Below are 26,224 nucleotides of genomic sequence, written 5' to 3' on the forward strand. Positions count from 1 at the left end.
GCGTGGTGGTGGCGTGAGCACTGTGTGATTAGGTCGCTGATGGTTCTCCCCGCCGGCTGCTCAGGGTGATCGAGATCGGGAGGATCGTTGCGGCTGTTCGTAGGGGATGACTGGGCTGAGGACCATCACGATGTGGAGGTGATGGACGGTTCCGGGCGCAGGCTGGCCAAGGCCCGGCTGCCCGAAGGCGTCACGGGGATGGCCCGGCTGCACGCGATGATCGGTGAGCTGACCGGGGACGACACCGACACCCTCGAGGTGCTCGTCGGGATCGAGACCGACCGAGGCCCGTGGATCCGGGCACTGGTCGCTGCCGGATACACGGTGCTGGCGGTCAACCCGTTGCAAGCGGCCAGGTTCCGCGACCGGCTCGGGGTCTCCGGGGCCAAGAGCGACGCCGGTGATGCCCATGTGCTGGCCGACATGGTCCGCACCCACGGCCACGAGCTGCGGCCGGTCGCCGGGGACAGCCCCGAGGCCGAGGCGGTCAAGGTCGTGGCCCGTACTCACAAAACCCTGATCTGGGAACGGACCCGCCACACCCAGCGGCTGCGGCACGCCTTGCGGGACTACTTCCCCGCCGCGCTGATCGCGTTCACCGACCTCGACGCCGCCGACACCCTGGAACTGCTCGGCAAGGCCCCCACCCCGGCCCGGGCCGCCCGGCTGACGATCGCGCAGATCAGCGCCGCGTTGACACGCGCGCGCCGCAAGGACATCGCCGGGAAAGCGGCGGGAATTCAGGCGGCCTTGCGCGCTGAGCACCTGGCCCAGCCCGATGTCGTGGTTGCCGCCTACGCCGCCTCGGTCCAGGCGCTGCTGGCGGTGCTGACTGTCCTGGACGCTCAGGTCAAGACTCTGCAAGGGCAGGTCGAGGCCTATTTTGGGCAGCACCCGGCCGCTGAGATCATCCTGTCCCAGCCTGGTCTGGGATCGGTTCTTGGCGCCCGGGTGCTCGCAGAGTTCGGCGACGACTCCCACCGCTACACCTCGGCCAAGGCCCGCAAGAACTACGCCGGGACTTCCCCGATCACCCGTGCCTCGGGCAAGAAGAAGGTTGCCCTGGCCCGGTTCGTGCACAATGACCGGCTCATCGACGCCCTGATGAGCCAGGCACAGAGCGCGTTGCTGCACTCGCCCGGCGCCCGTGCATACTACGACCGGCAGAAAGCCCGCGGCGCTGGCCACAACGCCGCTCTGCGTCAGCTCGCCAACCGACTCGTCGGTCTTCTCCATGGCTGTCTCACAAACGGCACCCTTTATGACGAGCGGACTGCCTGGTCGCATCACGCCGAGAACGTTGCTGCTTGACATCTACGCTCCTGGGATGTCTTTCAGGAAGAATCGGGCGATTGCGTGGTTACTATCGCGACCACGTCCGGCCTGTTACGAACCATTCCGGAATTTCGGGAACGCCAAAGCCTCACCAGTATCCGGCGGGCTCGTGATTCTTCACCATTCGCCGTCGACCTGCGGAATCAGCGGCGAGAATGCATACCGGCGGGAATGTTACGAGATCCGCGGTCACACTTTGGGGGTAATTGATCGGTGTGACGTGCGAACCAGCCGTCACCGCGGCGCCGACGTACCCCGTAACCTGGGCAGATGCCGATCCAGGTACTGCTCGTCGACGACCACGAGGTGGTCCGCCGCGGGCTTCGCGACCTCCTCGGCGACGAACCCGACATCGAGGTCGTCGCCGAGGCGAGCAGCGTCGAAGAGGCGCTGGCGGTGGCACTGCACGTCGAGCCGGAGGTGGCGGTGGTCGACGTCCGCCTCGGCGATGGCGACGGCATCACGCTCTGCCGCGAACTGCGGTCCAAGCCGAATCCGCCGGCCTGCCTGATGCTCACCGCGTTCGACGACGAGGAGGCGATGGTCGGCGCGATCATGGCCGGCGCCGCGGGCTACCTGCTGAAGCAGGTGCGCGGGCAGGACGTCGTGAACGCGGTGCGCGAGGTCGCGGCCGGGCGGTCGCTGCTGGACCCGGTGAGCACCGCGCGGGTGCTGGACAAGATGCGCCACCCGCCGACGGACGAGCTGGCGACGCTGACCGAGCGCGAGCGGGACGTGCTGGAGCTGATCGGCCAGGGCCTGTCGAACCGCGAGATCGCCGAGCGGCTGTTCCTCGCCGAGAAGACGGTCAAGAACTACGTCACGTCGGTGCTGGCGAAGCTCGGCATGCAACGCCGGACGCAGGCCGCCGCCTGGATCGCGCGCCGGGAAAAGTAACTCCCGGTGGCGGTCGTGTCCGCAAGCCGCCGTTCGCTGCGTCCTTTTCAGCCGTCGTCACGGTCCGCCACGCCGATCGGCGGTTTTGTCGTGCCAGTTTCACTCGAACGTGAGTCGAATATGTGTTCGATGGGCCGGTACGATCTTCAGTGAGGGCGAGGAAGGGAGGCTGGATGACCCGAGAAGGTTAGATCGCGGTCAGTCAAGTGGTTCAGTCAAGTGGGAGGTCGAACGCGACGAGCGTGCCGAGGCTGGGCGAGGAGTTCAGGAAGAACTTGCCGCCGGCGGCGTCCGCGCGTTCGGCGAGATGACGCAGGCCACGGGTGGCGACGCCTTGGGGGACACCGGAACCGTTGTCCCGGACACGGAGTTTCACGCCGCCGGAGTCCCTGGTCAGGGTCACGCGGGTCTCGCTCGCACCGGAGTGTCTGACCACATTGGACAGTGCTTCGCGCAGGGCGGCCCGGATGTGGTCAGCGCGTTCGGCGGGGATGTCGGCGAATTCGCCGGACAGCTCCAGGGTCGGCGGGTATCCGAGCAGCTCGCCGGCGATGCGGACCTCGCCGCGCGCCGACTCGGCGAGGTCGGTGGGCGTGCCGGTGTCGTGGCGAGGCTCCGGTGACCTCAGCGCGCGCACGGTACCCCGGATCTCTTCGATGGTCTGGTCGAGCTGGTCGATCGCATCCGAAAGCCGCACGCCATCGGCCTGGGCGAACCGCTTGCGCATGTTGCGCCGCACGCGGTCGAGCTGCATCCCGGCGCCGTAGAGCCGCTGGACGATGACGTCGTGGAGTTCGCGAGCGATGCGTTCCCGCTCTTCGTAGAGAGCGACGCGGTGACGAGCATTGGCCCCTTCGGCGAGCGCGAGCACGACACCGGCTTGAGCGGCGAAGGCAACGAGCATCTCAACGGTCCCAGGAGAGAACGGCTCGCGTCCCCGCTTCCGGTAAACGGTGAGCGCCCCCAGCACCCGCCCCCCAGACCCGAACGGCGCAGCGGCAAAGGGCCCATACCCGTGAAGTTCGGCGGGCACGAAGGGCGCGGTCCGAGGATCGACGGTGAAGTCGGCGCTGGCCACGGGCTCACCACCGCGCGCAACCCGCCCAGCGGCCGAGTCGGCGGGAAGGGCCAGTCCTCGCAGGAACTCCCCCGCACTCGTGGCGGGCTCGCCAAGCGGCGTCGATCGCTCTCCGGCCGCGGGTCCTGCGCTGGTCGATCGCTCTCCGGCTACGAGTCCAGCAGCGCCGGCCGCGCTCGCCTCACCCATCGAGGAACGCGATCCGCCCACACGCCCCTCACCAGCCGGCCCCGCATCGAGCGGGGCGGGTGGCTCACCGGCCTGAGTTCCTGGTGCCCGGCGGCCCGCCGCGGTCCCTGCAACGGCCGCACTCCGATCGCTCGGCGCTACGCCTGCGACCGTCTCGCCTTCGGGCCGCGCGGATTCCGCAGCCGTCGGGTGGGCGGTGGCGTAGTGCGCTGCCTCGACGACCACTCGGCCGTCGTCGGCGCTGACCATGGCCAGGCCCAGGTCCGCGTCCGCGAGTTCGGCTGCCCTGGCGACGACCGTGTCCAGCACCGCTCCGGGGTCGTCGCCGGACAGGGCGGTGCTCGTGATCTCGGTGGCGGCGGACAGCGCCCGCGCGGCAAGCGTCGGATCCATGAGTTCCGTCATTATCGCGCGACGCTGCGGCGGCGCGGCAAGCACGCATCGGGAATCGATCACGACACCGGCACCCGTGCGACGACCCGGCCGTCGCGGACCTCGAACACCACGTCCGCGCCGTCGGCCTCCTCGGCTCGGTGGGTCACGTGCACGACCGTCCGGCCCGCCAGCGCCTCACGCAGGTGCGCGCGCACGACTTGCGCTGTCGGCTCGTCGAGGTGGGCGGTCGGCTCGTCGAGCAGCACCAGCCCAGCCGACGGCGCCCCGAGCAGCGCCCGCGCCAGCGCGACGCGCTGTGCCTGCCCACCCGACAGTCCGCTGCCACCGCTGCCCAGCACCGTCGACGGGTCGACGTCGGCGAGCGCGGCCTGCCGCAACGCTTCGCGCAGGTCGTCGGCCGTCGCCGTGGGCTGTGCGAGACGGAGGTTCTCGGCGACCGTGGTGGCCGCGAGCATCGGCTGCTGAGGTGCCCACGCAACCTCGCCCGGCACGGCGACGACGCCGCGCCGAGGAGCGAGAAAGCCCAGCAACGCGGCAACGAGAGTCGACTTGCCCGCCCCGCTCGGCCCCACCACCGCGGCATACGTGCCCGGCTCGAGATCGAAGTCGACATCGTGAAGGATCACCGGTCCGCCGGGCCACCCGAGATCGGCTCCCCGCAGCACAACGCGATGCCCGGCCTCGACATCAGCCGCACCCGGCGCACGGCGATGCCCGGCCTCGGCATCAGCCCCACCCGGCGCACGGCGATGCCCACCCGCAACGCCCTGCTGGACCTCATCCTCGGCCGGCCCGGGTGTGTCAGCCAGACGCCCGCGGGCACCCTGCAACATCCCCCAGTGCCGGGCCGCCGGTGGCGGCGGCGCTAGCACCTCGGCCGGCGCGGGTGTGTCAGCCAGGCGTCGGCGGGCACACTGCAACGTGTCCCAGTGCTGGGCCACCGGTGGCAGCAGCGCCAGCACCTCGGCCAGCGCCAGCGGCACCAACGCCAGCAGCGGCGCCAGCACCGGATCAAGCTGCCCCGCCGTGACCGCTTGAGCCGCGAGCGCCGTGCTCACCACCGCCGCCGTGCCGCAGGCCAGCGCGATCAGGGCTTCCGCCGCCCCCGCGCCGAACGCCTGGCGGCGCGCCTGCCTCGCCAACCGCGTGTCGGCCTCGGCGAGAACGTCGCGGTGGGCGCGATCCGCACCGAACGCGAGCAGTTCGGCCGCCGCTTCGAACAGCACCAAGACTCGGGACGCCACCTCGCGGCGGCCGTCCGCCAGCGCCGACGTCGCCCGGCGTTCGGCGCGCAACGCGACCCACGGCGCGCACAGGCCGACCACCACCGCCGCCGACAACGCCAGGCCGGCCGCCGGGAGCACCCACGTCTGCACGGCGATCGCTCCCGCCGCGACCAGCGCCACCACCAGCGGCGGCGACACCACCCGCGGCAGCAGGTCGCGGACCGTGTCGACGTCGGCGACCAGGCGACGCTGGCCCTCCCCGGCACGCAGGCTCCGTGCAGGGCCGAGGCGGACCAGCGAATTCCACAGCCGCACCCGGAGGCGGCCGGCGATGCGGAACGCTGCGTCGTGCGTGACCAGGCGTTCGACGTACCGCAGCGCGGCGCGGCCCAGTCCGAACGCGCGGACGCCGACGACCGCGACCGTCAACGTCAAGATCGGCGGCTGCTGCGACGCTTTGGCGATCAGCCAGCCCGACGTCGCCGTCAGCGCCACGCCGGCCAGCAACGCGACCGCGCCCAGCACCGCGCCGCCGAAGAGCCGTCCGTCGAGCAACGCCCGCCACGGCAGCGGCGCGCCCGGATCGTCCACAGTGGACTCTGAGGGAAGCGCCGGTACGTCCGGCGGCAGGTCGACCGCCACCGTGTGCTCGTGCGCCGCGATGATCGCCGCGGCGCCGTCGTCGACCGCTCGCTGGACCGCGGCGAGCACCAGTCGCGCGCTGGCTTCGTCGAGGTGGGCCGTCGGCTCGTCGAGCAGGAGCAGCCACGCGCCCTCCCGCACCCGCAGCAGCGCCCGGGCGACGGCGACGCGCTGGCGTTGCCCCAGCGAAAGCTGCGTCACCGGGCGACCCGCGAGCCCGTCGAGGCCGAGTTCGGCGAGCCCGGCGTCCGAACCCAGCTCCTCGCGGACCGTGCCGCCGGTGAACACCGGCGACTGCGGCACCCACGCCACCTGCTCGCGCCAGCGCGCGAGATCGGCGTCGGCCAGGTTCGTGGAACCGACCGTGATGACGCCGTCGTGAACCGGGACGAACCCGAGCAGCGCCGAAAGCGTCGTCGACTTGCCGCCGCCGCTCGGGGCGCGCAGCCAGACCGTCTCGCCCGGGCGGACCGTGAACGTCTCACCGTCGGGCGCGAACCCGCCGCGTCGCGCGACGCGCAGGGACGACACGCGCAGCTCGCCCGGCGAAACGACCTCGGTGCCGGCAGGAGGCACCGGCACGGCCAGCAGGTCCGCGACGCGCCGGACCGCTTCGACGCCGTCCTCGCTGGCGTGGAACGCGGCGCCGACCGCGCGCAGCGGCTGGTAGCACTCCGGCGCGAGGATCAGCACGCCGAGGCCGATGGCCAGCGGCAGGTGCCCGCCGACGAGCCGGACGCCGATCACCACCGCGACGAGCGCGACCGACAGGGTCGCGATCAGCTCGAGCACGAACGCCGAGGAGAATGCGACCTTCAACGTCTTGAGCGTGGCGCGGCGGTGGCGTTCGGACAGCTGCCGGACCGTCTCGCCCTGCGCGGCGGCGCGGCGGAACGCGGTCAGCACCGGCAGCACGCGCACGAGCTCGAGCAGGCGTCCGGACATCCGGTGCGTCGCGTCGGTCGCGCCGGCGACGCGGCCGGCCGTGAACTTCCCGACGAGGATCGCGAACACCGGCAGCAGCGGCACGGTCAGCGCGACGATCACGCCGGACGGCCAGTCGGCGAACAGGATCGCCGCACCGGCGCCGAGCGGCACGACCGCGGTCGTCACGAGCGCGGGCAGGTATTCGCGGAAGTAGGCGTCGAGCGCGTCGAGGCCGCGGGTGGTGAGCGCGGTCAGTTCGCCGTGGCCGCGGCGGGCGATCCATTCGGGGCCGAGGCGCAGCGCGTGGCCGACGGCTTGGGCGCGCAGCTCGCGTTGTGCGGTTGCGGCCGCGCGGGCGGAGACCGTGCGCACCGCCCAGCCGGTCATGGCGCGCGTCGCGACGAGCGCGAGCAGCGCGGCCAGCTGGGCGGTGCGTCCCCCGGACCCTGCTCCGACGATCGCCGCGAGGACGTCGGCGAGCAGGAACGCCTGGGCCACCAGGGCGGCGGCGTGGAGGAAGGACAGGAACCCCACCAGGGCCAGCGCTCGGCGCACGGCCGGCACGAGGGCCGGCAGCGCGCCGAGCGGGCCCTTTCCCGGCCGCGCCGAGTCCACTGTGGACTCCGAGGCGGAGAGGGGTGCGCCTCCGGGAAGCGTGGTCATGGCGCGTGGACCGCCGGGATGTGCTGGGTGCCGATGCGCTTGCGGAAGACCCAGTACGTCCAGCCCTGGTAGATCAGCACGGCCGGGGCACCGAAGACGGCGACCCAGGTCATGACGGTCAGCGTGTACGGGCTCGACGCGGTGCCGGCGATGGTCAGGGTGTTGGCGGCGTCGAGGGTCGACGGCAGGACGTTCGGGAAGAGCGCCCCGAACATCGTGACGGCGGCCCCGGCGACGACGACGCCGAGCGCGGCGAAGGCCTGCCCGTCGCGGTCGTCGCGCAGCCGCAGCCAGGCGACGACCGCGGCGAGAGCACTGATCCCAAACGAGAGCAGCGTCCACAGCGTGCCTTCGCGCCACTGGACGACCGACAAGAAGGCGACGATCGGCACCACGGCGATCGGCAGGAGCTTGAGCGCCAGGGTGCGTGCGCGTTCTCGCAGGTCGCCGCTGGTTTTGAGGGCGAGGAACGCGGCGCCGTGGGTGATCGCGAAGGCGACGATCGCGACCGCGCCGAGCAGGGTGTCCCAGCGGAAGGCGGCGAACGCGGAGCCGACGCGGTTGCCGTCGGCGTCGAGGGGCAGGCCGAGGACGGTGGTGGCGAGAATGAGGCCGACGCCCAGCGGCGCCACCCATGAGCCGGCGATGATGACGCGGTCCCAGGTGCGGCGCCAGCGGTCGGAGTCGACCTTGCCGCGGTACTCGAAGGCGACGCCGCGGCCGATGAGCGCGATCAGGACGATGAGGAGCGGCAGGTAGGCGGCGGAGAAGAGGCCGGCGTACCACCCGGGGAAGGCGGCGAACATCGCGCCGCCGGCGACGATGAGCCAGACCTCGTTGCCGTCCCAGACCGGCCCGATGGTGTTGACCATGACGCGGCGTTCGGTGTTGTCCTTCGCGAGAACCGGCAGCAGCATGCCGACGCCGAAGTCGAAGCCTTCGAGGAAGAGGTAGCCGAGCCAGAAGAAGGCGATGACGACGAACCAGACCGTTTCGAGGGTCACCGGGCACCTACCACACTCGTCGGACGCTTTCGGCTGTGCGCGGCGCGGTGGCCGTGAGTTATCCACATCCGGGCGAGTTGTCCACAGATTTGCTGTGGGTAACCCGCGAGAGTGACCAAGCCGATACGCTGGGTTCGGGGACGCCCCCCGGGAAGGGCGGGGGCTGCGCTGGGGGAGTTTGGGGCTGCTGCACAGCCGCTGAGCTGCGGGTTTGTCATCTTGGCCCCCTCAGTACGCGAAGGCGAGTGTGTCCTCGCCCGGTTTGTCGGAGTCCTTCTTCGGTGGGGGCATCACCGCGTCGACGCCGCCGCGGATGTACTTGCGCATCAGGTATAGCTCCACCACGCCCAGCGCCGCGTACACCGTGGTCAGGGCGATCAACGACGTCCACACCTCGCCCGTCGTCACCCGCGAGACCGCCTGCGCCGTGAACATCCACACCCCGTCGACGCCGCTCGGGTTCGGGGCCACCACGAACGGCTGACGCCCCATCTCGGTGAAGATCCAGCCCGCGCTGTTGCCCAGGAACGGCGTCGCGATGCCGCCCAGGACCAGCAAGGGGAACCCGCGGCCGCTCGGGATGCGCCCGCGGCGGGTCAGCCAGAGCGCCAGTAGTCCGATGCCCGCCGAGATCGCGCCGAAGCCGATCATCATGCGGAAGCCCCAGTACGTCACCGGGAGGTTCGGCACGTAGTCGATCGGCTTGCCCGCCAGCGAACCCAGCTCCGGGTCGTTCGGGTAGTTCGTGCCGTACTTCGCCTGGTACTCGGTGATCAGGTCTTCGACGCCCTTGACCTCGGTCTTGAAGTCGTTGTGCGCCAAGAACGAGAGCAGCGCCGGGACGTTGAACGTCTTGACGTCCTCGCAGTTCGAGCCCGCGACGTCGCCGATCGCGATGATCGAGAAGCTCGCCGGCTTTTCCGTGTGGCACAGCGCTTCCGCCGACGCCATCTTCATCGGCTGCTGCTCGAACATCAGCTTGCCCTGGGTGTCACCCGTGATCGCGAGGACCGCGAACGCCGCCACGCCGACCCAGCCGCCGAGACGCAGCGAAGTCCGCCAGACGTCCTGGTGGTCGCCGCGCCGCCAGAGGTGCCAGCCCGCGACGCCGACCAGGAACGCCGCAGCCACCGAGAACGCGCCGGCCAGGGTGTGCGGGATCGCGGCCAGCGCCGTGTTGTTCGTCAGCACCGCCCAGATCGAGTTCATCGTCGGCTTGCCGTTCTCGAAAGTCACGCCAACCGGGTGCTGCATCCAGGAGTTCGCGGCCAGGATGAAGTACGCCGAAGCCATCGTTGCCAGCGAAAACGCCCACGCGCACGCCAGGTGCACCTTCTTCGGCAGCCGGTCCCAGCCGAAGATCCACAGGCCGAGGAAGGTCGACTCGACGAAGAACGCGACGAGCCCTTCCATCGCGAGCGGCGCGCCGAAGACGTCGCCGACGAAGCGCGAGTACGCGCTCCAGTTCATCCCGAACTGGAACTCCTGCACGATGCCGGTCACGACGCCCATCGCGAAGTTGACCAGCAGCAGCTTGCCCCAGAACTTCGTCATCTTCAGGTGCCGCAGCTCGCCGGTGCGAACCCACTGGGTCTGCATCGCCGCGACCAGGATCGACAGCCCGATGGTCAGCGGGACCATCAGGAAGTGGTAGACGGTGGTGATGCCGAACTGCCACCGCGCTAGCTCAAGGACCTCCACGTGGTCCAGCGTGCTCCGGCGCTGGTGGAGCAGCTAGATCAAACAGTCCCGTCCCTCCCGGGACCAACGTCCTTCACTCGGTCGAGTGCCCGCTGAGCCTCCTCGGCGACGCCGCGCCTCGGCCCGGCGGAACCCAGCTCGAGGACGTGCTCCAGCGCGAGCGCGTACGCCGTGTCGAACGCCTGCTCCGCGGCCACCGGGAGATCCGGCCGGACGCCGGTGCCTTCCCAGTTCTCCCCCGTCTCCGGGTGGAACGAGCGCGCGATCGACACGGTCACGTCGAGGTAGGTGTCCACTTTGTACTGCTCACGCGGGTGGGCGCCGCCGCGGGTGGCCTCGCCGACCGTCTTCGCCCGGCCCTGCTGCTGCAGCGAGAAAGCGAGGTCTTCGCCGCCGGAGAACGTCTTCGGCCCGGTCAGGACCCAGATCGGCTTGGTGCCGCCGAACCGCAGGCCGGGGACGTACGGCAGCGTCCACATCTGGATCGTCTGGTGGCCTTCGCGCTCGTAGATGTCGAGGTAGTGGACCTGCTCATCGACGAGGTAGGTCTGCAGCAGCGCGCTCGTCCCGGGACTGCCGCCGCGGTTGCGGCGGACGTCCAGCAGCAGCGCGTCGGCCGGTGCGAGCAGCGTCATCGCCGCCGCGATCGCCGGGCCGGCCAGCTCGGGCGGGTAGAGCATGGTCGTGTCGAGGTAGCCGACGTTGCCGGCCAGCCGCTTGACCTCGGCGATGCCGAAGCCTTCCAGCTCGGCCTCGAGGCGGTAGGCGTCGGAGTTCACGGCCGCGTCGCCGTCGTCGGCCACCGGGTCGACGTGGTGGCGCAGGCGCAGGTGCTGGTCCCCGTTCACCGACTGCAGGTCCGTTGTGACGAGCGTCGCGAATTCCGCGTCACCGAGCCCGTCGTACGCGCCTTCGCCGAGACGCTGGCGAAGCACTTCCGCCAGCTTCCTCGCGACGTCCGGGAACACGTAGTGAGCTTCCAACCGGCGGATGACCTCGTCGACCTGCGCAGCACGCGCTTCAGACCCCATGGTCGTCAACCTACCGCAGGCCACAATCGTATTTTCGGTGTGCCGAAGATAATTGTGCGACTCGGCTTGACGACGAATTCATGACCGCCGATCCGGCAATTTCGCGGAAGCCATCAGCTTGCGCAGTTCCGAAACGCCCCTTTATCGTTGCAGTGAAAGGGGCGACAAATACTCATGACTTCCGCGATGGTGGCGTTGATCAGCGCGTTCGGCCTGGTCCTCGCCGTGGAGCTGCCGGACAAGACGCTGGTCGCGACGCTGGTGCTGACCACCCGTTTCCGCGGTGGCCCGGTTTTCGCCGGTGTCTGCGCGGCGTTCGCCGTGCAATGCGTCATCGCGGTCGCGTTCGGGAGCGTGCTGACTCTCCTGCCGGACGTCGTCCTTTCGCTGGTCGTCGCCGGGATGTTCGGCCTCGGCGCTTTCATGCTCCTTCGTGAGGGATTCAGCGAAGCGGACGAAGCAGGTGAAGACGCTTCGCGCGTCGGCCCCGCGCCGCTCTCCTTCATGCGCTCCGCGATGACGTCCTTCGGCGTGCTCTTCGCCGCCGAGTGGGGCGACGCCTCTCAGCTGGCGACAGCGAGCCTCGCCGCTCGTATCGGCAACCCCGTGGCTGTCGGTGTCGGCGCCTTCGCCGCACTGATCGTCGTCGCCGGGCTCGCGGTGTTCATCGGCGCGAAGCTCCGCAGCCGGATCCGGCCGAAGCTGATCCAGCGCTGCGCCGGGTTCGTGTTCGCCGGGTTCGCGGCGTTCGCGCTGCTCCAGCTGGCTTTCTGACCGCTGGTTCACAGGTTCACCGGGTAACCTTTCGGAAACGAAAGGGTGGAAGCCAGGTGAACAAGCCATTGCCTGCCGTCTCGCCGGTGCACGGCCGGATCGCGCTCGGCGGCATCGGGCTGGCCGTTGCCATCTCGATCGACCTGCACCTGCGGCTGTCCCGCCAGGTCAGCCCGGTCTGGCAGACGCTCTCGGAGTACGTCTACGGCAAGCTCGGCTCGTCCTCGGCCGCGCCGCTGTTCAGCGTGATGTGCCTGGCGCTGTCGCTCGGCTCGGTCGCCCTGCTCGTCGGCATCGCGAAGGCCCACCGGCCGGGCACCACCGCCGTCTGCGTGCTGGTCGGCGTCTGGTCGGCGGGGCTGCTCGTGTGCGGGCTCGTGCCCGTGGACCCGGACGGGCAGGCGCGGACGCTGTCCGGGCAGGTCCACAACCTCGCCGCGCTCACGGCGTTCGTCGCGCTGCCCGCCGCCGCGTTCGTGCTGACCAAGCGCGGCCGCGAGCGCTGCCCGTGGGAGCCGCGGCGGACGACGATCCGGCGCCTGGCCACGGCGAGCTTCGCCAGCATCGGCGTGGTGCTCGGCGGGTTCGTCGTCACGCTCGTCGTCGGCCCCGCGCAGCAGGACGTCACGCTGGGCCTGTTCGAACGGCTGCTGTTCTCGATCGACGTCGCCCTGCTGCTGACCATGGTCCGGCCGCTGCTGGCGGTCTCGCGGCGTTAAGCGCGCAGGATGTCCGCCAGCCGGACGGCGGCCGCGACGACCTGAGGACCCACCTCAGCTGCCTTGAGGGGCTCGAGCGAGACGACGCCGACGCTCGCCTTCAGCCCCGGTACTCCGCGGACCGGCGCCGCGACGCCGGACGCGCCCGCCTGCAGTTCGCCCGTCGACGTCACCCAGCCGTCGCCGCCCGGGCGCAGGGACATCGCCTTGCCCGCCGCACCCGAGGCCAGCGCATGCCGGCTGCCGACGCGGTAGGCGACGTGGAAGCTCGTCCACGACGGCTCGACGACGGCCACCGCAAGCGCTTGCGTCCCCTGCGCGACCGACAGGTGCGCGGTCGCGCCGACCTTCTCGGCCAGCTCGCGCAGCACCGGCCCGGCCGCGTCCCGCAACTGCGGCAGCACCTGCCCGGCCAGCCGCAGCAGGCCGACGCCGAGCCGGACCTTCGTGCCGTCGCGCCAGACGAGCCCGCGCTCCGACAGCGGCACCAGCAGCCGGTAGACGGCCGCGCGGCTGGCCCCGATGGCCACCGCCAGCTCGGAGATGGTCGCCGCGTCGCCGCCGGCGTCGGCCACTGCCTGCAGCAGCGCCAAGCCCCGGTCGAGCGTCAGCGACCCCTCCCGGCTGGTCACAGCAAGCCGAGTTCGCCCATGTCCGCGACGGGCTGCTCGAACGACGCGGCCGCGTACGACGCGAAGAGCGCCCGAACGGCCTTCGCGGCTTGCTCGGACAACGCGCGGGCCTCGTCGGCCAGCGCCTCGGCGTCGGTCGACTCCAGCGCACCCCGGACGTCGCCGCCCGACAGGCTGCGCGCGGAGGCCACCAGCAGGTTGAGGAAGCCGTGGTGCACGAACCCGGTGTCCGGGTCGGCGTGCCGGACCGCGCGGTGCAGGCTGTTCGTCGCCTTGAACGACGCCCCGGTGGACCCGCTGACGACGGCGAGGAAGTCCGCCACCTCGTCGACGCTGGGGAAGTTCTCGCCGGCCTGGCCGCCGCAGCGGATCTTCGGCCAGCTGCCGTGCTCGATCACCTTCCGCACGCCGTCCAGCCAGCCGACGCCGCGCCGCGGCTCGACCACGCGGATGACGTCCTCCGGGACGAACTCCGAGACGCGCTCGAGCCACACCTCGTCGACGTCCGACGGAGCCGGCATCTCGACCATCCGCAGCGCCAGCAGCTCGCTGCGCGACTCGACGATCGAGATGGCCTTGGGAACGCCGCCCAGGCCGGTGTCGATGATCAGCGAGAACGGCAGCGGCTGCTTCGGCTTGATCTTGATCAGCTCGGTGATCAGCTCCGGCAGCCGGGAGGCCTGACAAAGGAAAACCCCCAGTACACCGGCGTGTTCGGACTCCCGGCTCGCGAAGTGCGCGCGGAGCGCTTCGGGCATGGCCGCATCGCCCGGAGGGAACAGCGCCGAGTCGTCGACGAGCCTCGCGAACAGAGGAGGAATTCCACGGGGGCCGGGGGGCGTGAGTTCCACAGCGCTTGACACGACTGACACGCTAGTAGCGTACGACATCAGGACAAAATCGTTCGCACAACGGACACATCAGAAGGGGATGTCGATGCCTTACTACCGGCGAGTAGGCGAGATCCCGCACAAGCGCCACACCGCGTTCCGCAAGCCGGACGGCGGCCTCTACGCGGAGGAGCTGATGGGCGTCGAGGGCTTCTCCGCCGACTCCGCGCTGCTCTACCACCGCGGCCTGCCGACGGCGATCGTCGACGCCGTCGCGGTCGAGGAGGACCGCGGGGCGCTGACGCCGAACCACCCGCTCAAGCCGCGGGCGTTCAAGACCCAGGACCTCAAGTTCGGCGGCGAAGCCGACGCGGTGACCGACCGGCGCCGGCTCTTCGGCAACAACGACGTCACCATCGGGTTCGTCACCGCCACCGCGCCCAGCCCGCTCTACCGCAACGCGGCCGGCGACGAGCTGTTCTACGTCCAGGGCGGCTCCGCGACCGTCGAGACGATCTACGGCAGCCTCGAGATCGGCGACGGCGACTACCTCGTGCTCCCGACGTCGTGCACCTACCGCGTCGTCCCCCACGGCGAGGTCGGTCTCTTCATCCTCGAGGCGCGCGGGCACATCGGGCCGCCGAAGCGGTACCTGTCGGCGAAGGGCCAGTTCCTCGAGCACTCGCCGTACTGCGAGCGTGACGTCCGCGGGCCCACGGAGCCGCTGCTGGAAGACGGCGAGGACGTCGAGGTCCTCGTGCGCCACCGCGCGGGCCTCACGCGCTACACCTACGCGACGCACCCCTTCGACGTCGTCGGCTGGGACGGCTGCCTCTACCCCTGGTGTTCACCATCGACGACTTCGAGCCGATCACCGGCCGCGTGCACCAGCCGCCGCCCGTGCACCAGACGTTCGAGGGCCCGAACTTCGTCGTCTGCTCCTTCTGCCCGCGGAAGGTCGACTACCACGAGGACTCGATCCCGGTGCCGTACAACCACGCGAATGTCGACTCCGACGAGCTGATGTTCTACGTGCGCGGCAACTACGAGGCCCGCAAGGGCTCAGGCATCGGCGTCGGCTCGCTGTCGCTGCACCCGTCCGGCTTCACGCACGGCCCGCAGCCGGGCGCGGCCGAGGCGTCGATCGGCGCGGAGTTCTTCGACGAGACCGCGGTCATGGTCGACACGTTCGCGCCGCTGGAGCTCGGCGAGGCCGCCGACGCGTCCGAAGACCCCGGTTACGCGTGGACGTGGTCGCGCCGCGGCCCTAACGGGTAGTCAAGTTTCGGCAACACGGCCCCGTCCCCGAACCGCTGCCCGGATAATGGAATTCCGGGTGGCGGAACGGGGAGGGTTCGATGATCAATTCCCAACCAGCACGGCGAAAGAGAAAGATTCTCCCGTTCCTGGCCGCGATCCTGGTCGCCGCCGGGTTGATCGTCGGAATCCGGTACTGGACGAGCAGTTCGGGTGACGAAGCGGACGCGCCGAAATGCACGGGCTCGGACGCCGTCGCGCTCAACGTCGCCTCTTCCCCGGAAAAGGTGGGAATCGTCCAGGAAGCCGCGAAGGCCTACTCCGGACGGACCGTCGCCGGGCACTGCGTCGACGTCATCGTGAAGTCGAAGTCGTCCGGCGTGGCGATGCAGGCGCTGGCGAACGGCTGGAACGATGCCACCGACGGGCCGCGCCCGGACGTCTGGACGCCGGCCGCGAGCGGCTGGGTCAACCTGCTGCGCGTCAACGCGAAGGGCGATTCGGCGTCGATCGTGCCGGACGGCGACCCGCAGTCGATCGCGAACTCGCCGCTGACCATCGCCATGCCGAAGCCGATGGCCGAAGCGCTGGGCTGGCCGGCGAAGCCGCTCGGCTGGAAGGACATCACGGCGCTGGCCACCGACCCGGCGGGCTGGGCGAAGTACGGCCACCCGGAGTGGGGCAAGTTCCGGCTGGGCAAGACGAACCCGAACATCTCCACCGCGGGGCTGAACGCGACCATCGGCGCGTACTACGCGGCCACCGGCACGTCGTCCGACCTCACCGCGGCCGCGCTCGAGAAGCCCGCGGCCAAGCAGTTCGTCTCGAACCTCGAGCAGGCGATCGTGCACTACGGCGACAACACGCTGACGTTCCTGACGAACCTGCAGAAGGCCGACGACCGCGGCGCGGCGCTGTCCTACATCTCGGCGGTGACCGTCGAGGAGAGCTCGCTGATCGGCTACAACCAGGGCAACCCGACGAACGACCCGGCGAAGGTCGGCCAGCACGCGCCGCCGAAGGTGCCGATCGTCGCGATCTACCCGGCGGACGGCACGCTCAACTCCGACCACCCGTTCGTGACGCTGAACTGGGCCGACGCGACGCGCAAGCAGATCGCCGCGGACTTCCTCGGCTACCTGCGCGGGCCGGAGACCCAGCAGAAGTTCGCCGCACTGGGCTTCCGGTCGTTCGACGGCAAGCCCGGCCCGCAGGCGACCACCGCGAACGGCGTCCAGCCGGACGCGAAGATCAGCTTCCTGCAACCGCCGTCGCCGTCGGTGCTGGCGAAGCTGCTGACGACGTGGACCGAGCTGCGCAAGAAGGCGAACGTGCTGCTCGTGGTGGACGTCTCCGGCTCGATGGGCGACGAGGTCAAGGGCACCGGCAAGAGCAAGATCGACCTGGCGAAGCAGGCCGCGATCGACTCGCTCGGCCAGTTCGTGCCCCGCGACCAGGTCGGGCTGTGGCAGTTCTCGACCCAGCTCGACGGCGACAAGGACTACCAGGAGCTGGTGCCGGCGCAGGCACTCGGCGCCAATGGCAAGGAGACGCTCGCTAGCCGGCTGAGCGGGCTGACGCCGCAGGCGGGCACCGGGCTGTACGACTCGTCCCTGGCCGCGTACCAGTACATGAAGACGCACCTGGACCCGACGGCGATCAACGCGGTCGTGGTGCTCACCGACGGCCGCAACGAGGACTCGGGCGGCGTTGACCTCGACCACCTGCTGCCGCAGCTGCGGCCCGAAGGCAACGCCGAGACGGTCCGGCTGTTCACGATCGCCTACGGCGGCGACGCCGACCAGGACGTGCTCAAGCAGATCGCCGAGTCGACCGAGGGATCGGAGTACGATTCGTCCAAACCGGACTCGATCAACCAGGTGTTCACCTCCGTGATCTCCAACTTCTGACATGAAGTTCGCCCGTGAGCTCGCCGAACCGTGGGGACTGCTGCTGGCCGCCACGTCGGCCGGCGTGGCGTGGGCCGTCCAGCTGCCGGTGCTCGTCGCCGTCCTGATCGGCATTGCGGTGCTGGCCGCCCGCGCCGGAGTGGCGTCGCTCGGCCGTGAGCCTCAGCCCGAACGGCGTGCAGCGCGGATGCTCGACGTCTCCGCGGGGTCCGCCGAGGACAACTGGCTGCGCCGGGCCGAGGCTGCGGCCGACGGGTTCGCCTCGCTGAGCGCGTCGCTCGACGCCGGTCCGCTGGCCGACCGTGTCGCGGACATGGAGCCGGTCGTCCAGGAGACGCTGGCGACGCTGCGCCGCCTGGCCGGCCGCGCGTCGGCGACCGGGAAGGCCCTGACCCGCGTCGACCTCGACGCCGTGACGCGGGAGCGGCGGCGGCTGGAGCAGTCGATGGCATCGGCGCGCGAGGAGGTCCGCAGCGACCTGGAGCAGGCGTTGACGGCAGTCCAGGCCCAAGCCGATGTCCACGCGCGGCTGTCCGGGGCGCGCGACAAGCTGCTGGCGCAGCTGCAGTCGGGCGCACTCGGCCTGGACAGCCTGGTCGCGCGCGTCGCCGAGCTGACCGCGGCGACGACGGACGTCACGGTGGAGACCGGCGCCGTGCGCGAGCTGAGCGACCAGCTGGAAGGCATCCGGCAGGGCGTGCTGGAAACCGAGCAGGCGACGCGGAAGTCGCTGGGTTAGACGGCCACCGGCGTCCGGTCTCGGCGCGGCAGGAGCACCGGCGTCACCAGCACGAGGACGCCGGCGACGCCGATCGCGACCCGCGGGCCGGTGAAGCTCGCGAGCACGCCCCAGAGCGCGGTCAGCGCGGCGATCGACGCCTTGGTGCTGACCGACCACGCCGAGAGCGTGCTCGCGATCCGGTCCGCCGGGAGCTGCTCGAGCCGGTAGGTGGCGAGCACCGGGTTGAACACGCTGCAGGAGGCGATCAGGCCGAATTCGACGACCATCACGAACGCGAGCCCGCCGGCGCCGCTCGGCAGGAACGCGAGCGCGAGCAGCCAGCACGCGCGCAGCGCAGCCGACGTCAGCAGCACGGCGTGCCGCCCGAACCGCGCGACGAGCCGCGGGGTCAGCCGCGAACCGGCGAGCCCGCCCAGGCACGGCACCGCGAACGCGAGCCCGTACTGCCACGGCGTGAACCCGAGCTGGTTCAGCATGAGCACGGCGAGCAGCGGCTCGGTACCCATGATCAGGCCGTTGAACAGCAGGACGTTGAAGTACAGCGGCCGTAGCCCGGGATGCGCCAGGATCGTGCGCCATCCGTCGGGCAGATCACGCGCGCGCAGGCGAGTGCCCTGCCGCGGGCGGGGTTCGTCCCCGCCGATCGCCCGGATCCCGAGTGCGGAGAGCAGGAAGCTGACCGCGTTGGCGGCCACCGACGTCACCGGGCCCAGCAGCGCGAACGCCGCCCCGCCGAGCGGCGGCCCGAGTGCGGTGGCGGTCCAGTTCGTCGCCTCGAACCGGCCGTTCGCGACGAGCAGGTCTTCCGGCGGCACGAGCCCCTTGAGGAAGGCGCCGCTCGCGGAGGTGAAGGTGATGTCCGCCGCGGCGACGACCACCGAGACGACGAGGAGCTGCGCGAAGCTCAGCGACCCGAGGGCGTAGAGGACCGGCACGCTGACCAGCGCGGCGAACCGGACGAGGTCCATGGCCACCAGCACCGGCCGTTTGCGCCGCCGGTCGACCCACGGTCCCAGCGGAACGGCCACGAGCGCACCGACGGCCGGCCCGACGGCGGCGAGCGCGGAGACGGCCGCGGGCCCGGTGTGCAGGACCAGGATGGCCAGCATCGGGAAGGCCCCGAACCCGAGCCAGGTCCCGAACGCGCTCACCGCGTAGGCCGACCAGAGCCATCTGAACCGCGGCCCCAGCGACCGCCCACGCATCACCGTGAGATCAAAGCGAGGATCGACGGCCGGAGCAACCAGCCACGCGGAACCGCTTGCGCCGCAAGGGTTGTCCACAACCACCGCCGAATGTGGACAACTTCGGGCGCGGGGGCGGTTTCCCGGCTTCTTGTCGCACCCCGCCGATAGACTGGAGCCGGGGACGCCCCCCTGGGAGCGGCGGGGGATGTCTTGGCCCCCTGGCGATTGGCATGGGTTGCAACACCGCTGGTGCCGAGTAGCTGTCAAGCGTTCGGGCGTGCTGTCCCAGCCAAGAGTCATCCGGGACAAGTCGTTGCGGCGACGGCGCTGGTGTACCGGCATTACCCGGTCTGGCGGCGGGACAACGCACCCGGCGCCGACCGCGTTGCGGAGGCACCTCGAGAAGGGCGGACGCGTGGCGGCCGTGCTGGGCTCAGCCCAGCCAGACCGTGCCCAACACCGGGTAGCCCGGTACGCCCGTCATCGCCGCGCCCGGCCTTGGGACTCCGGCGATCCACAGCCGTCCGGTCGCCGCGATGTTGGCCGCCATCGAGGGCTCCGCCTTGGGCAGGCGGAACGCGATCACCGTTCCGTCGGCCAGCATCGTGAGGCCGCTCAACCTGGCCGCGCCGTGACCGCTCATCCGGACCGGGCCGTCCAGCACCGCGCGCAGTTCGGTCCAGTGGTCCGGCAGCGGCCGCCGGCTCGTGACCGAGAGCGCCACGGCGACGACGGCGCCCAGCAGTCCCGCGACGGCGAGCCCGGTGAACACCGGGACGACGAACGCGGCGGCGCCGTCACCTGCCGGGAAGTCGAACCGGACCCACGTCGAAAACCCGGCCAGGACCAGCAGGAACGCGGCGCCGGTGAGCGGCTCGCGGGCGATCCGCCGCCGGTGCGCGGCCAGGACGGGGTCGAGCCGCGGCGAGACCGACCACGCCACCGGCTGGACGGGGACGGCTCCCGCGGGCGGCCCGTCGTGGACCCGCGCGCGGCGGACGGTCACGACGCCGGGGAAGCCGACGAACACCTTCGGGCCCTGGCCCAGCAGCCACACGCGGCGGTGCCCGGCCAGCAGCAGCCGGTACGGCTCGCCGAGGCGGATCCGCAGCCACCGGCCGTCCGGCAGCCGGACGCCGACCGTGCGTCCGGCGGCGACCAGGCCGTCCGCGGCGATGTCGACCCGCCGGAACGGCTCGCGCCTCAGCCGCTTCTCCGGCACGCGCTCGTAGCCCTGGTAGAGCGCGTACACCCCGAAGAACCCGAAGAGCGCGACGAAGGAGACCGGCAGCGCGATGCCCGTGCCGGTGAAGAACTGCGTGACGCCGAGCAGCACGAACGGCCAGGCGCGCAGGCGCTGGTTGGCGATGCTGCGGCCGATCCGGTCGAGGTACTCGCCGAAGATCGGCAGCGCACCGGACGGCATCGCGGGGTCGAGCTCGAACGCGGGCACGCGCTCGGGAACCGGGATGATCTGCACGCGGAGCCCCCACCGTGTCGACACTGGTCACCGGCCTTTTCGGGAATTTGCACATCGGCGTTACCGGATGCTCCGTTCAGCGGAGCGGCCGCGTGACCCGGACCGCAATCGAGCGACTACCCAGACCGCCGAATTCAGGTTAGGCTCGCCTAAGTAGGAGGTTAGCCGTGACCGAGGCACCGACATCCATCCGCCGCCCGCCGGCGCCGAACCCCGCCGAGCGCGCCAAGACGATCGCGACCCGGGGCGGTCCCGCGTCGGTGCTGCCGACCTGCGAACGCGCCGGTCTCGACGGTGAGCGCGTCGTCCCGGTCCTGCACCACGTGCACCCCAGCGGCAGCGTCAGCGTGCTGCTGCCCGACGACCACCCGATGGTCGACGCGGCCAAGCAGACGCAGCGCGGCGAGCTGGCCGTGATGGTCGAACTCGCCGACGAGGCGCCCGTCGAGCTGCGGGAACCGATCCGCGGGCTGCTGTGGATCACCGGCTGGCTGCGGCCGCTCTCGCCGGTGTCGGCCCGCGCGCGGGCGGTGGCGATCGCCGAGGCGCGGCCGGACGAACGGCTGCTCGACGTCGGCCACGGCGTGACGCTGCTGCGGCTCACCCCGGCGTCGCTCGTGCTCGCCGACGCCGAGGGCACGCACTCGCTGCGCCCCCACATGTTCAGCGCCGCGCCGCCCGACCCGTTCCACGACTACGAGGCCCAGTGGCTGCGGCACCTGGAAAGCGACCACTCCGACGTCGTCGAGCAGCTGGCCAAGCACCTGCCGGCGGAGCTGCGCGGCGGCCGGATCCGCCCGCTCGGGCTCGACCGGTTCGGGCTGCGGCTGCGCGTCGAGTCCGACGCGGGCGACCACGACGTCCGGCTGGCGTTCTCGAGGTCCGTCGAGAGCCCGCCGCAGCTCGCGATGGAGCTGCGGCGGCTGGTCGGCTGCCCGTTCCTGCGGGGTGCGTCAGGCTAGCTCGGCGGGGAAGCCGCCCTTGGCCAGCGGACCCCAGCTCTCGATGGTCACGCGGATGATGCTCTTGCCCTGCTTGATCATGGCCTCGCGGTATTCGTCCCAGTCCGGGTGCTCGCCGGAAATGGCGCGGAAGTACTCCACGAGCGGCTCGACCGAGTCCGGGATGTCCAGCACTTCGGCCGTCCCGTTCAGCTGGACCCACTGGTCGTTCCACTCGTCGGACAGGATGCAGGCCGAGACCTTCGGGTTGCGCTTGATGTTCACGACCTTGGCGCGCTTCGGGTAGGTCGAGACGACCAGCCTGCCCTCGGCGTCGACACCGCAGGTGACCGGCGAGAGCTGGGGGCTCCCGTCGGCCTTCGTGGCCATCAGGATCGCGCGGTGGCGGGTGGACAGGAACTCGACGAGCGCGGCGCGCTCGACGGTTTCGTTGGTGGCGATGCTCCTCGGCATACCCCGAAGGTAGCGTGCGCACATGACGTTCACCGCGCGATCGTGGCTGGCCCCGGCCCGTCCCGAGTTCCCCGGCGCGATCGAGGACCCGCGGGAGCGCCGGGCGGTCAAGATCGAGCTGCTGATCGTCTTCGGCATCACGCTCGGGCTCTCCGGCGTGCGCAGCCTGCTGTCCCTTGTGGACTCGCTGCTGCAGCCGACGCCCTTGGCCCAGCAGCAGGTCCAGCTCAACGTCCCGCAGGCCGCGGCGAGCCTGATCGACCTGCTCAAGCAGCTGCTCTCGGCCGCCCAGCTGGTCGGCTGGGGCGCGCTCGGGCTGTACTTCCTGTGGCGCGCCGGGATCAAGATCGCGCAGGTCGGGCTGGACCGCCGGTTCCCCGGCCGCGACGCGCTGCTGACGCTCGGCCTGGCCGCGCTGATCGGGGTCCCCGGCCTGGCGCTGTACTTCATCTCCTACCACCTGGGCTTCAGCCTGGCGGTGCAACCGTCCACTTTGAACGACACGTGGTGGCGGCCGATCACGCTGACGCTGTCGGCGTTCGGCAACGCGTTCGCCGAAGAAGTGCTGGTCATCGGCTACCTGCTGACGCGGCTGCGTCAGCTCGGCGTCCGGGAGAACACCGCGCTGGTCGGCGCCGCCGTGCTGCGCGGGTCGTACCACCTCTACCAGGGCTTCGGCGGGTTCGTCGGCAACTTCGTCATGGGACTGGTGTTCGGGCGACTGTGGCAGAAGACGAACCGGCTGTGGCCGCTGGTCGCCGCGCACACGCTGTTCGACTTCGTTTCTTTCGTCGGATACGCGCTGTTGAAGGGGCACGTTTCCTGGCTGCCCTGACTAGGCTCGGGGGGTGATCGACGAAACGACACCTCCCCGGGTGGACAGCGAAGTCGGACCCCTGCGCGCGGTGCTGCTGCACCGGCCCGGCAACGAGCTCAAAAGGCTGACGCCCCGCAACAACGACCAGCTCCTGTTCGACTCGATCCCGTGGGTCGACCGGGCCCAGGCCGAGCACGACGCGTTCGCCGAGGTGCTGCGCAACCGCGGCGTCGACGTCCTGCTGCTGGCCGACGCCCTCCGAACGGCTTTGGAAGACGACCGCGCCCACGCGGCAGGCGTCCACGCCGCGGTCGACGACCGGCGCCTCGGCGGCGACCTGGCCGACTCGCTGCGTTCGCACCTTTCCGGCGTCGACGCGGCCGGCCTCGCCGAGGTGCTGATGGCCGGGATGACGTTCGAGGAGCTGCCGTCCGCGGAGGGCGCGTCGCTGGTGCGGATGATGAACCACCCGCACGACTTCGCCGTCGACCCGCTGCCGAACCTGCTGTTCACGCGCGACTCGTCGGCGTGGATCGCCGACCGCGTCGCGATCTCGTCGCTGACCATGCCCGCGCGTCGCCGCGAGACCGCGGTGCTGGACCTGATCTACGCCTACCACCCGTATTTCCGGCACGCGGCCCGCGCGTACGGCGCGCATTCGGCGCCCATCGAAGGCGGCGACGTGATGCTGCTGGCGCCGGGCGTGCTCGCCATCGGCGTCGGCGAGCGGACGACCGCGGCCGGCGCGGAGTCGCTCGCGCGGTCGGTGTTCGCCGACGGCATCGCGCACACCGTGCTGGCGGTGCCGATCGAGCAGTCCCGCGCGACGATGCACCTGGACACGGTGTGCACGATGGTCGACGCCGACGCCGTCGTGATGTACCCGCTGGCACGCGACTCGCTGACGGCGTTCACGCTGCGCCCGACCGGCGACGGCGGCGTCAAGGTGGCCGGCCCGGCGCCGTTCCTGGTGGCCGCGGCCGAGGCGATGGAGATCGACCGGCTGCGCGTCATCGATACCGGCCTCGACCCTGTGACGGCCGAGCGCGAGCAGTGGGACGACGGGAACAACACGCTGGCGCTGGCGCCGGGCGTCGTCGTGGGTTACGAACGGAACGTCGAGACGAACGAGCGTCTCGAAGCGGCCGGCATCGAGGTGCTGCCGATCACCGGGTCCGAGCTGGGCTCCGGCCGCGGCGGTCCGCGGTGCATGTCCTGCCCGATCCGCCGCGAACCCCTCCGATAAACGAAGCAAGCCTTCCCTAAATTGCCCGTACGCATTTAGGGAAGGCTTACTTAAATTAGGCGAGTCTTCTTTAGGAATGGTAACCCTAATAGGGTGGAGATCACCAGTCCCCGGTGGCCATTCCGCCAATCTTGATCTATTCTGGTCTGCATGGCCCTCACGAAGAAGAAAGAACCGCGCTCGAAGTTCTACGAACTGCTGCAGGCGCAGATCCACAACGAGTTCAACGCGTCCCAGCAGTACATCGCGCTCGCGGTGTGGTTCGACGCCGAGGACCTGCCGCAGCTGGCGAAGCACTTCTACAAGCAGTCCGTCGAGGAGCGCAATCACGCGATGGCGCTCGTGCAGTACATGCTCGACCGCGACCACCACGTCGAAATCCCCGGCACCGGCGAGGTGCGCAACGAATTCACCGGCGTCACCGAGGTCATCGAGCTCGCGCTCGAGCAGGAGAAGGAAGTCGCGGCCGACATCTCCGCGATGGCCGGGGCCGCGCGCGCCGAAGGGGACTACATCAGCGAGCAGTTCACGCAGTGGTTCCTCAAGGAGCAGGTCGAAGAGATCTCCCAGATGAGCACGCTGCTGAACGTCGTCAAGCGCGCGAACGGCAACCTGTTCGAGGTCGAGAACCACCTGTACCGCGAGTCCGTCGGCGACAGTGGCCGCGACTCCGGAATGCCGCCGGTGGCCGGCGGAGCACTCTGATCGAACCGGAAAACCCGGGCTCTCCCCCTGTGGACAGCCCGGGTTTCCGCATGTCGCCGGCGCTCAGCCGGCGCAGTCCTGATTGACGCTCATGAGGCTCGTCTGCACGACCCCGGAGTCGTCGAGCCGGAAGTGGTAGTCGGCGGCGGCGGTGGCCGGGGCGACGACGCCACCCGATTCGTCCTTCGCCCCGGGATAGGCGGCGAGCACCTGCGCCTTGGTCGACCCGGCGCCGATGCCCTCGGCGGTGTGCGCCGCCTGGTCCGGGGTGACGACCGTGAGCCCGACCGCCTTCGAGACCACGACGGTCGCGTTCGACGGCACGCCGCTCCCGTGCGCGGTGTAGACGGTGCAGCTCGCGCCGACCTGCGCGTCGCTGAGCGTGACGCCCTGGGCGGCGATCTGGGTCTCGGACATGCCGAGCTTGATGGTGCCGAAGCCGTCCGGGTCGAGCAGCGGCCCGCTCAGGACGTGCGGCAGCTTCGACGGCGACTGGGCCGACGGCGGCCGCGAGGCCTTCGACGTCGGCGAGGCCGGAGGCGCCGAGACCTCGATGTCCTGGGTGCTGGTCGGTCCCGGCACCGAGGCTTGGGGCTGCCGCCCGGCCGTGAGGTTCTCGGGCGGCCTGACGCTGAGGGAAGAGCCGTCGGCGGACATCACCGCGGTGCCGTCCTCGGCGTGGAGGCGCACCATGGTGAGCCCACCCGAGACGGCGACCACGGCGGCCGCGACACCGGCCACGGCCAACGCGCCCTGGCGACGGCGGCGACGCCGTCGCGCACCGGCGACGATGGTCGGGCCGGCGTCCGGTGGCGGCGGCAGGTCCAGCCGCTCGTCGGCGAACAGTTCGCGCAGGCGTTGCTCCAGCTCGTCCTCGGAGATGTTCAACCCGCGTCACTCCCTTCGCCTTGGATGTCGGCCGCGGTCAGTTTCATCCGCAGCGACGCGATGGCCTTGCTGGCCTGGCTCTTCACGGTGCCCTGCGTGATGCCGAGGACTCCGGCGATCTCCGCTTCCGAGAGACCCTCGTAGTAACGCAGGACCATGACGGCCCGTTGTCTCGGCGGCAGCGTTCGTAACGCGCGCCACAGCGGCTCATGCTCGAACGGGTCGTCCGGCACGTGCGGGCTGGTGTCCGGCAGGTCGGCCACCAGGTTCTCGCGGCGCGTGCGGCGCCAGCGGCTGACGTGCGCGTTCGCCATCGACCGGCGGACGTAGGCGAGCGGGTCGCCCGTCTTCTCGTGCACGTACGTCCAGCGCGAACCGATCTTCTCCAGCACGGTCTGCACCAGGTCCGCGGCGTCGTGCGGGTTGCCGGTGAGCGCGTGGCCGTACCGCAGCAGCCCCGGCAGGGTGGCCTGCACGAAGTCGCCGAAGTCGACCAGCTCACCCGGCAACGTCGCGGCCCTCCCTCGGCCTGC

The 26,224-nt window shown here is 70.8% G+C and carries 22 protein-coding genes and 1 pseudogene; 11 read left to right on the plus strand and 12 right to left on the minus strand.

Annotation, left to right across the window (positions count from 1 at the left end; all coding sequences use genetic code 11):
* The first annotated feature begins 93 nt into the window (after positions 1-93).
* Together OG738_RS10650 and OG738_RS10655 are read left to right on the plus strand one after the other, a co-directional pair.
* A complete protein-coding gene (locus tag OG738_RS10650; RefSeq protein WP_329056642.1) occupies positions 94-1,311 on the plus strand; it encodes an IS110 family transposase in 1,218 nt (405 codons plus the stop codon).
* Positions 1,312-1,605: 294 nt separating this feature from the next.
* Positions 1,606-2,232, plus strand: coding sequence for a response regulator transcription factor (locus OG738_RS10655; RefSeq protein ID WP_329053253.1), 627 nt, complete (start codon positions 1,606-1,608; stop codon positions 2,230-2,232).
* 211 nt (positions 2,233-2,443) lie between these two features.
* Here OG738_RS10655 and OG738_RS10660 read toward each other — a convergent pair whose 3' ends face one another.
* From OG738_RS10660 to OG738_RS10680, 5 genes are all read right to left on the minus strand, one after another.
* On the minus strand, positions 2,444-3,892 hold the full coding sequence (locus OG738_RS10660) for a GAF domain-containing protein (protein WP_442875936.1): 1,449 nt from the start codon (positions 3,890-3,892) through the stop codon (positions 2,444-2,446).
* Between the two features lie 59 nt (positions 3,893-3,951).
* Positions 3,952-7,353: a thiol reductant ABC exporter subunit CydD gene (cydD, locus tag OG738_RS10665; protein WP_329053255.1), complete on the minus strand. Its 3,402-nt coding sequence runs from the start codon at positions 7,351-7,353 to the stop codon at positions 3,952-3,954.
* Positions 7,350-8,357: a cytochrome d ubiquinol oxidase subunit II gene (cydB, locus tag OG738_RS10670; RefSeq protein ID WP_329053258.1), complete on the minus strand. Its 1,008-nt coding sequence runs from the start codon at positions 8,355-8,357 to the stop codon at positions 7,350-7,352. The genes cydD and cydB overlap by 4 nt, the downstream gene beginning before the upstream one ends.
* Positions 8,358-8,585: 228 nt before the next feature.
* Positions 8,586-10,058 carry a cytochrome ubiquinol oxidase subunit I gene (locus tag OG738_RS10675; protein WP_329053260.1) on the minus strand — a complete coding sequence of 491 codons (1,473 nt, stop codon included), beginning with the start codon at positions 10,056-10,058 and terminating at the stop codon, positions 8,586-8,588.
* A gap of 38 nt (positions 10,059-10,096) precedes the next feature.
* Complete coding sequence (locus OG738_RS10680; protein WP_329053261.1) at positions 10,097-11,089, minus strand: S41 family peptidase; 993 nt, start codon at positions 11,087-11,089, stop codon at positions 10,097-10,099.
* 186 nt (positions 11,090-11,275) lie between these two features.
* On the opposite strand from OG738_RS10680, the gene OG738_RS10685 reads away from it, so the two are divergent.
* Both OG738_RS10685 and OG738_RS10690 read left to right on the plus strand, forming a co-directional pair.
* Complete coding sequence (locus OG738_RS10685) at positions 11,276-11,863, plus strand: TMEM165/GDT1 family protein (RefSeq protein WP_329056644.1); 588 nt, start codon at positions 11,276-11,278, stop codon at positions 11,861-11,863.
* Positions 11,864-11,919: 56 nt separating this feature from the next.
* A complete protein-coding gene (locus OG738_RS10690) occupies positions 11,920-12,582 on the plus strand; it encodes a DUF998 domain-containing protein (RefSeq protein WP_329053263.1) in 663 nt (220 codons plus the stop codon).
* On the opposite strand, the gene OG738_RS10695 is transcribed toward OG738_RS10690, so the two are convergent.
* Positions 12,579-13,214, minus strand: coding sequence for an IclR family transcriptional regulator (locus OG738_RS10695; RefSeq protein ID WP_329053265.1), 636 nt, complete (start codon positions 13,212-13,214; stop codon positions 12,579-12,581). The two genes, OG738_RS10690 and OG738_RS10695, sit on opposite strands and share 4 nt — an antisense overlap.
* Entirely contained in the window at positions 13,211-14,065 is an 855-nt protein-coding gene (locus tag OG738_RS10700; protein WP_329056645.1) for a hypothetical protein, read from the minus strand. The genes OG738_RS10695 and OG738_RS10700 overlap by 4 nt, the downstream gene beginning before the upstream one ends.
* 85 nt (positions 14,066-14,150) lie before the next feature.
* On the opposite strand from OG738_RS10700, the pseudogene OG738_RS10705 reads away from it, so the two are divergent.
* From OG738_RS10705 to OG738_RS10715, 3 genes and pseudogenes are all read left to right on the plus strand, one after another.
* Positions 14,151-15,322: pseudogene (locus OG738_RS10705) on the plus strand (homogentisate 1,2-dioxygenase).
* An 80-nt stretch (positions 15,323-15,402) separates the two neighbouring features.
* On the plus strand, positions 15,403-17,211 hold the full coding sequence (locus tag OG738_RS10710; protein ID WP_329053267.1) for a substrate-binding and VWA domain-containing protein: 1,809 nt from the start codon (positions 15,403-15,405) through the stop codon (positions 17,209-17,211).
* A gap of 1 nt (position 17,212) precedes the next feature.
* A complete protein-coding gene (locus OG738_RS10715) occupies positions 17,213-17,950 on the plus strand; it encodes a hypothetical protein (RefSeq protein ID WP_329053269.1) in 738 nt (245 codons plus the stop codon).
* Here OG738_RS10715 and OG738_RS10720 read toward each other — a convergent pair.
* Positions 17,947-19,161: an MFS transporter gene (locus OG738_RS10720; protein ID WP_329053270.1), complete on the minus strand. Its 1,215-nt coding sequence runs from the start codon at positions 19,159-19,161 to the stop codon at positions 17,947-17,949. The genes OG738_RS10715 and OG738_RS10720 overlap by 4 nt on opposite strands.
* Positions 19,162-19,573: 412 nt before the next feature.
* Positions 19,574-20,620 carry a hypothetical protein gene (locus OG738_RS10725; protein ID WP_329053272.1) on the minus strand — a complete coding sequence of 349 codons (1,047 nt, stop codon included), beginning with the start codon at positions 20,618-20,620 and terminating at the stop codon, positions 19,574-19,576.
* Positions 20,621-20,787: 167 nt separating this feature from the next.
* Between OG738_RS10725 and OG738_RS10730 the strand changes: the two genes are divergently transcribed.
* Positions 20,788-21,582, plus strand: coding sequence for a DUF2470 domain-containing protein (locus tag OG738_RS10730; RefSeq protein WP_329053273.1), 795 nt, complete (start codon positions 20,788-20,790; stop codon positions 21,580-21,582).
* Here OG738_RS10730 and OG738_RS10735 read toward each other — a convergent pair.
* Positions 21,574-22,035, minus strand: a complete 462-nt coding sequence (locus OG738_RS10735) for a PPOX class F420-dependent oxidoreductase (protein WP_329053274.1) — start codon at positions 22,033-22,035, stop codon at positions 21,574-21,576. The two genes, OG738_RS10730 and OG738_RS10735, sit on opposite strands and share 9 nt — an antisense overlap.
* 22 nt (positions 22,036-22,057) lie before the next feature.
* On the opposite strand from OG738_RS10735, the gene OG738_RS10740 reads away from it, so the two are divergent.
* The 3 genes from OG738_RS10740 (at position 22,058) to OG738_RS10750 (ending at position 24,803) form a co-directional block, all read left to right on the plus strand.
* Entirely contained in the window at positions 22,058-22,870 is an 813-nt protein-coding gene (locus OG738_RS10740; protein ID WP_329053275.1) for a CPBP family intramembrane glutamic endopeptidase, read from the plus strand.
* Between the two features lie 40 nt (positions 22,871-22,910).
* Positions 22,911-24,098, plus strand: a complete 1,188-nt coding sequence (locus tag OG738_RS10745; protein ID WP_329056646.1) for an arginine deiminase — start codon at positions 22,911-22,913, stop codon at positions 24,096-24,098.
* Between the two features lie 150 nt (positions 24,099-24,248).
* Positions 24,249-24,803, plus strand: coding sequence for a ferritin (locus OG738_RS10750; RefSeq protein ID WP_329053276.1), 555 nt, complete (start codon positions 24,249-24,251; stop codon positions 24,801-24,803).
* A 63-nt stretch (positions 24,804-24,866) separates the two neighbouring features.
* Here the strand turns inward: OG738_RS10750 and OG738_RS10755 are convergent, their stop codons facing one another.
* Positions 24,867-25,691 carry a hypothetical protein gene (locus tag OG738_RS10755; RefSeq protein ID WP_329053278.1) on the minus strand — a complete coding sequence of 275 codons (825 nt, stop codon included), beginning with the start codon at positions 25,689-25,691 and terminating at the stop codon, positions 24,867-24,869.
* Entirely contained in the window at positions 25,688-26,200 is a 513-nt protein-coding gene (locus tag OG738_RS10760; RefSeq protein WP_329056647.1) for a SigE family RNA polymerase sigma factor, read from the minus strand. Before OG738_RS10760 ends, OG738_RS10755 begins: the two co-directional genes overlap by 4 nt.
* Positions 26,201-26,224: the final 24 nt, after the last annotated feature.

Source organism: Amycolatopsis sp. NBC_01488 (assembly GCF_036227105.1).
In the GTDB taxonomy this organism is placed as follows: Bacteria; Actinomycetota; Actinomycetes; order Mycobacteriales; family Pseudonocardiaceae; genus Amycolatopsis.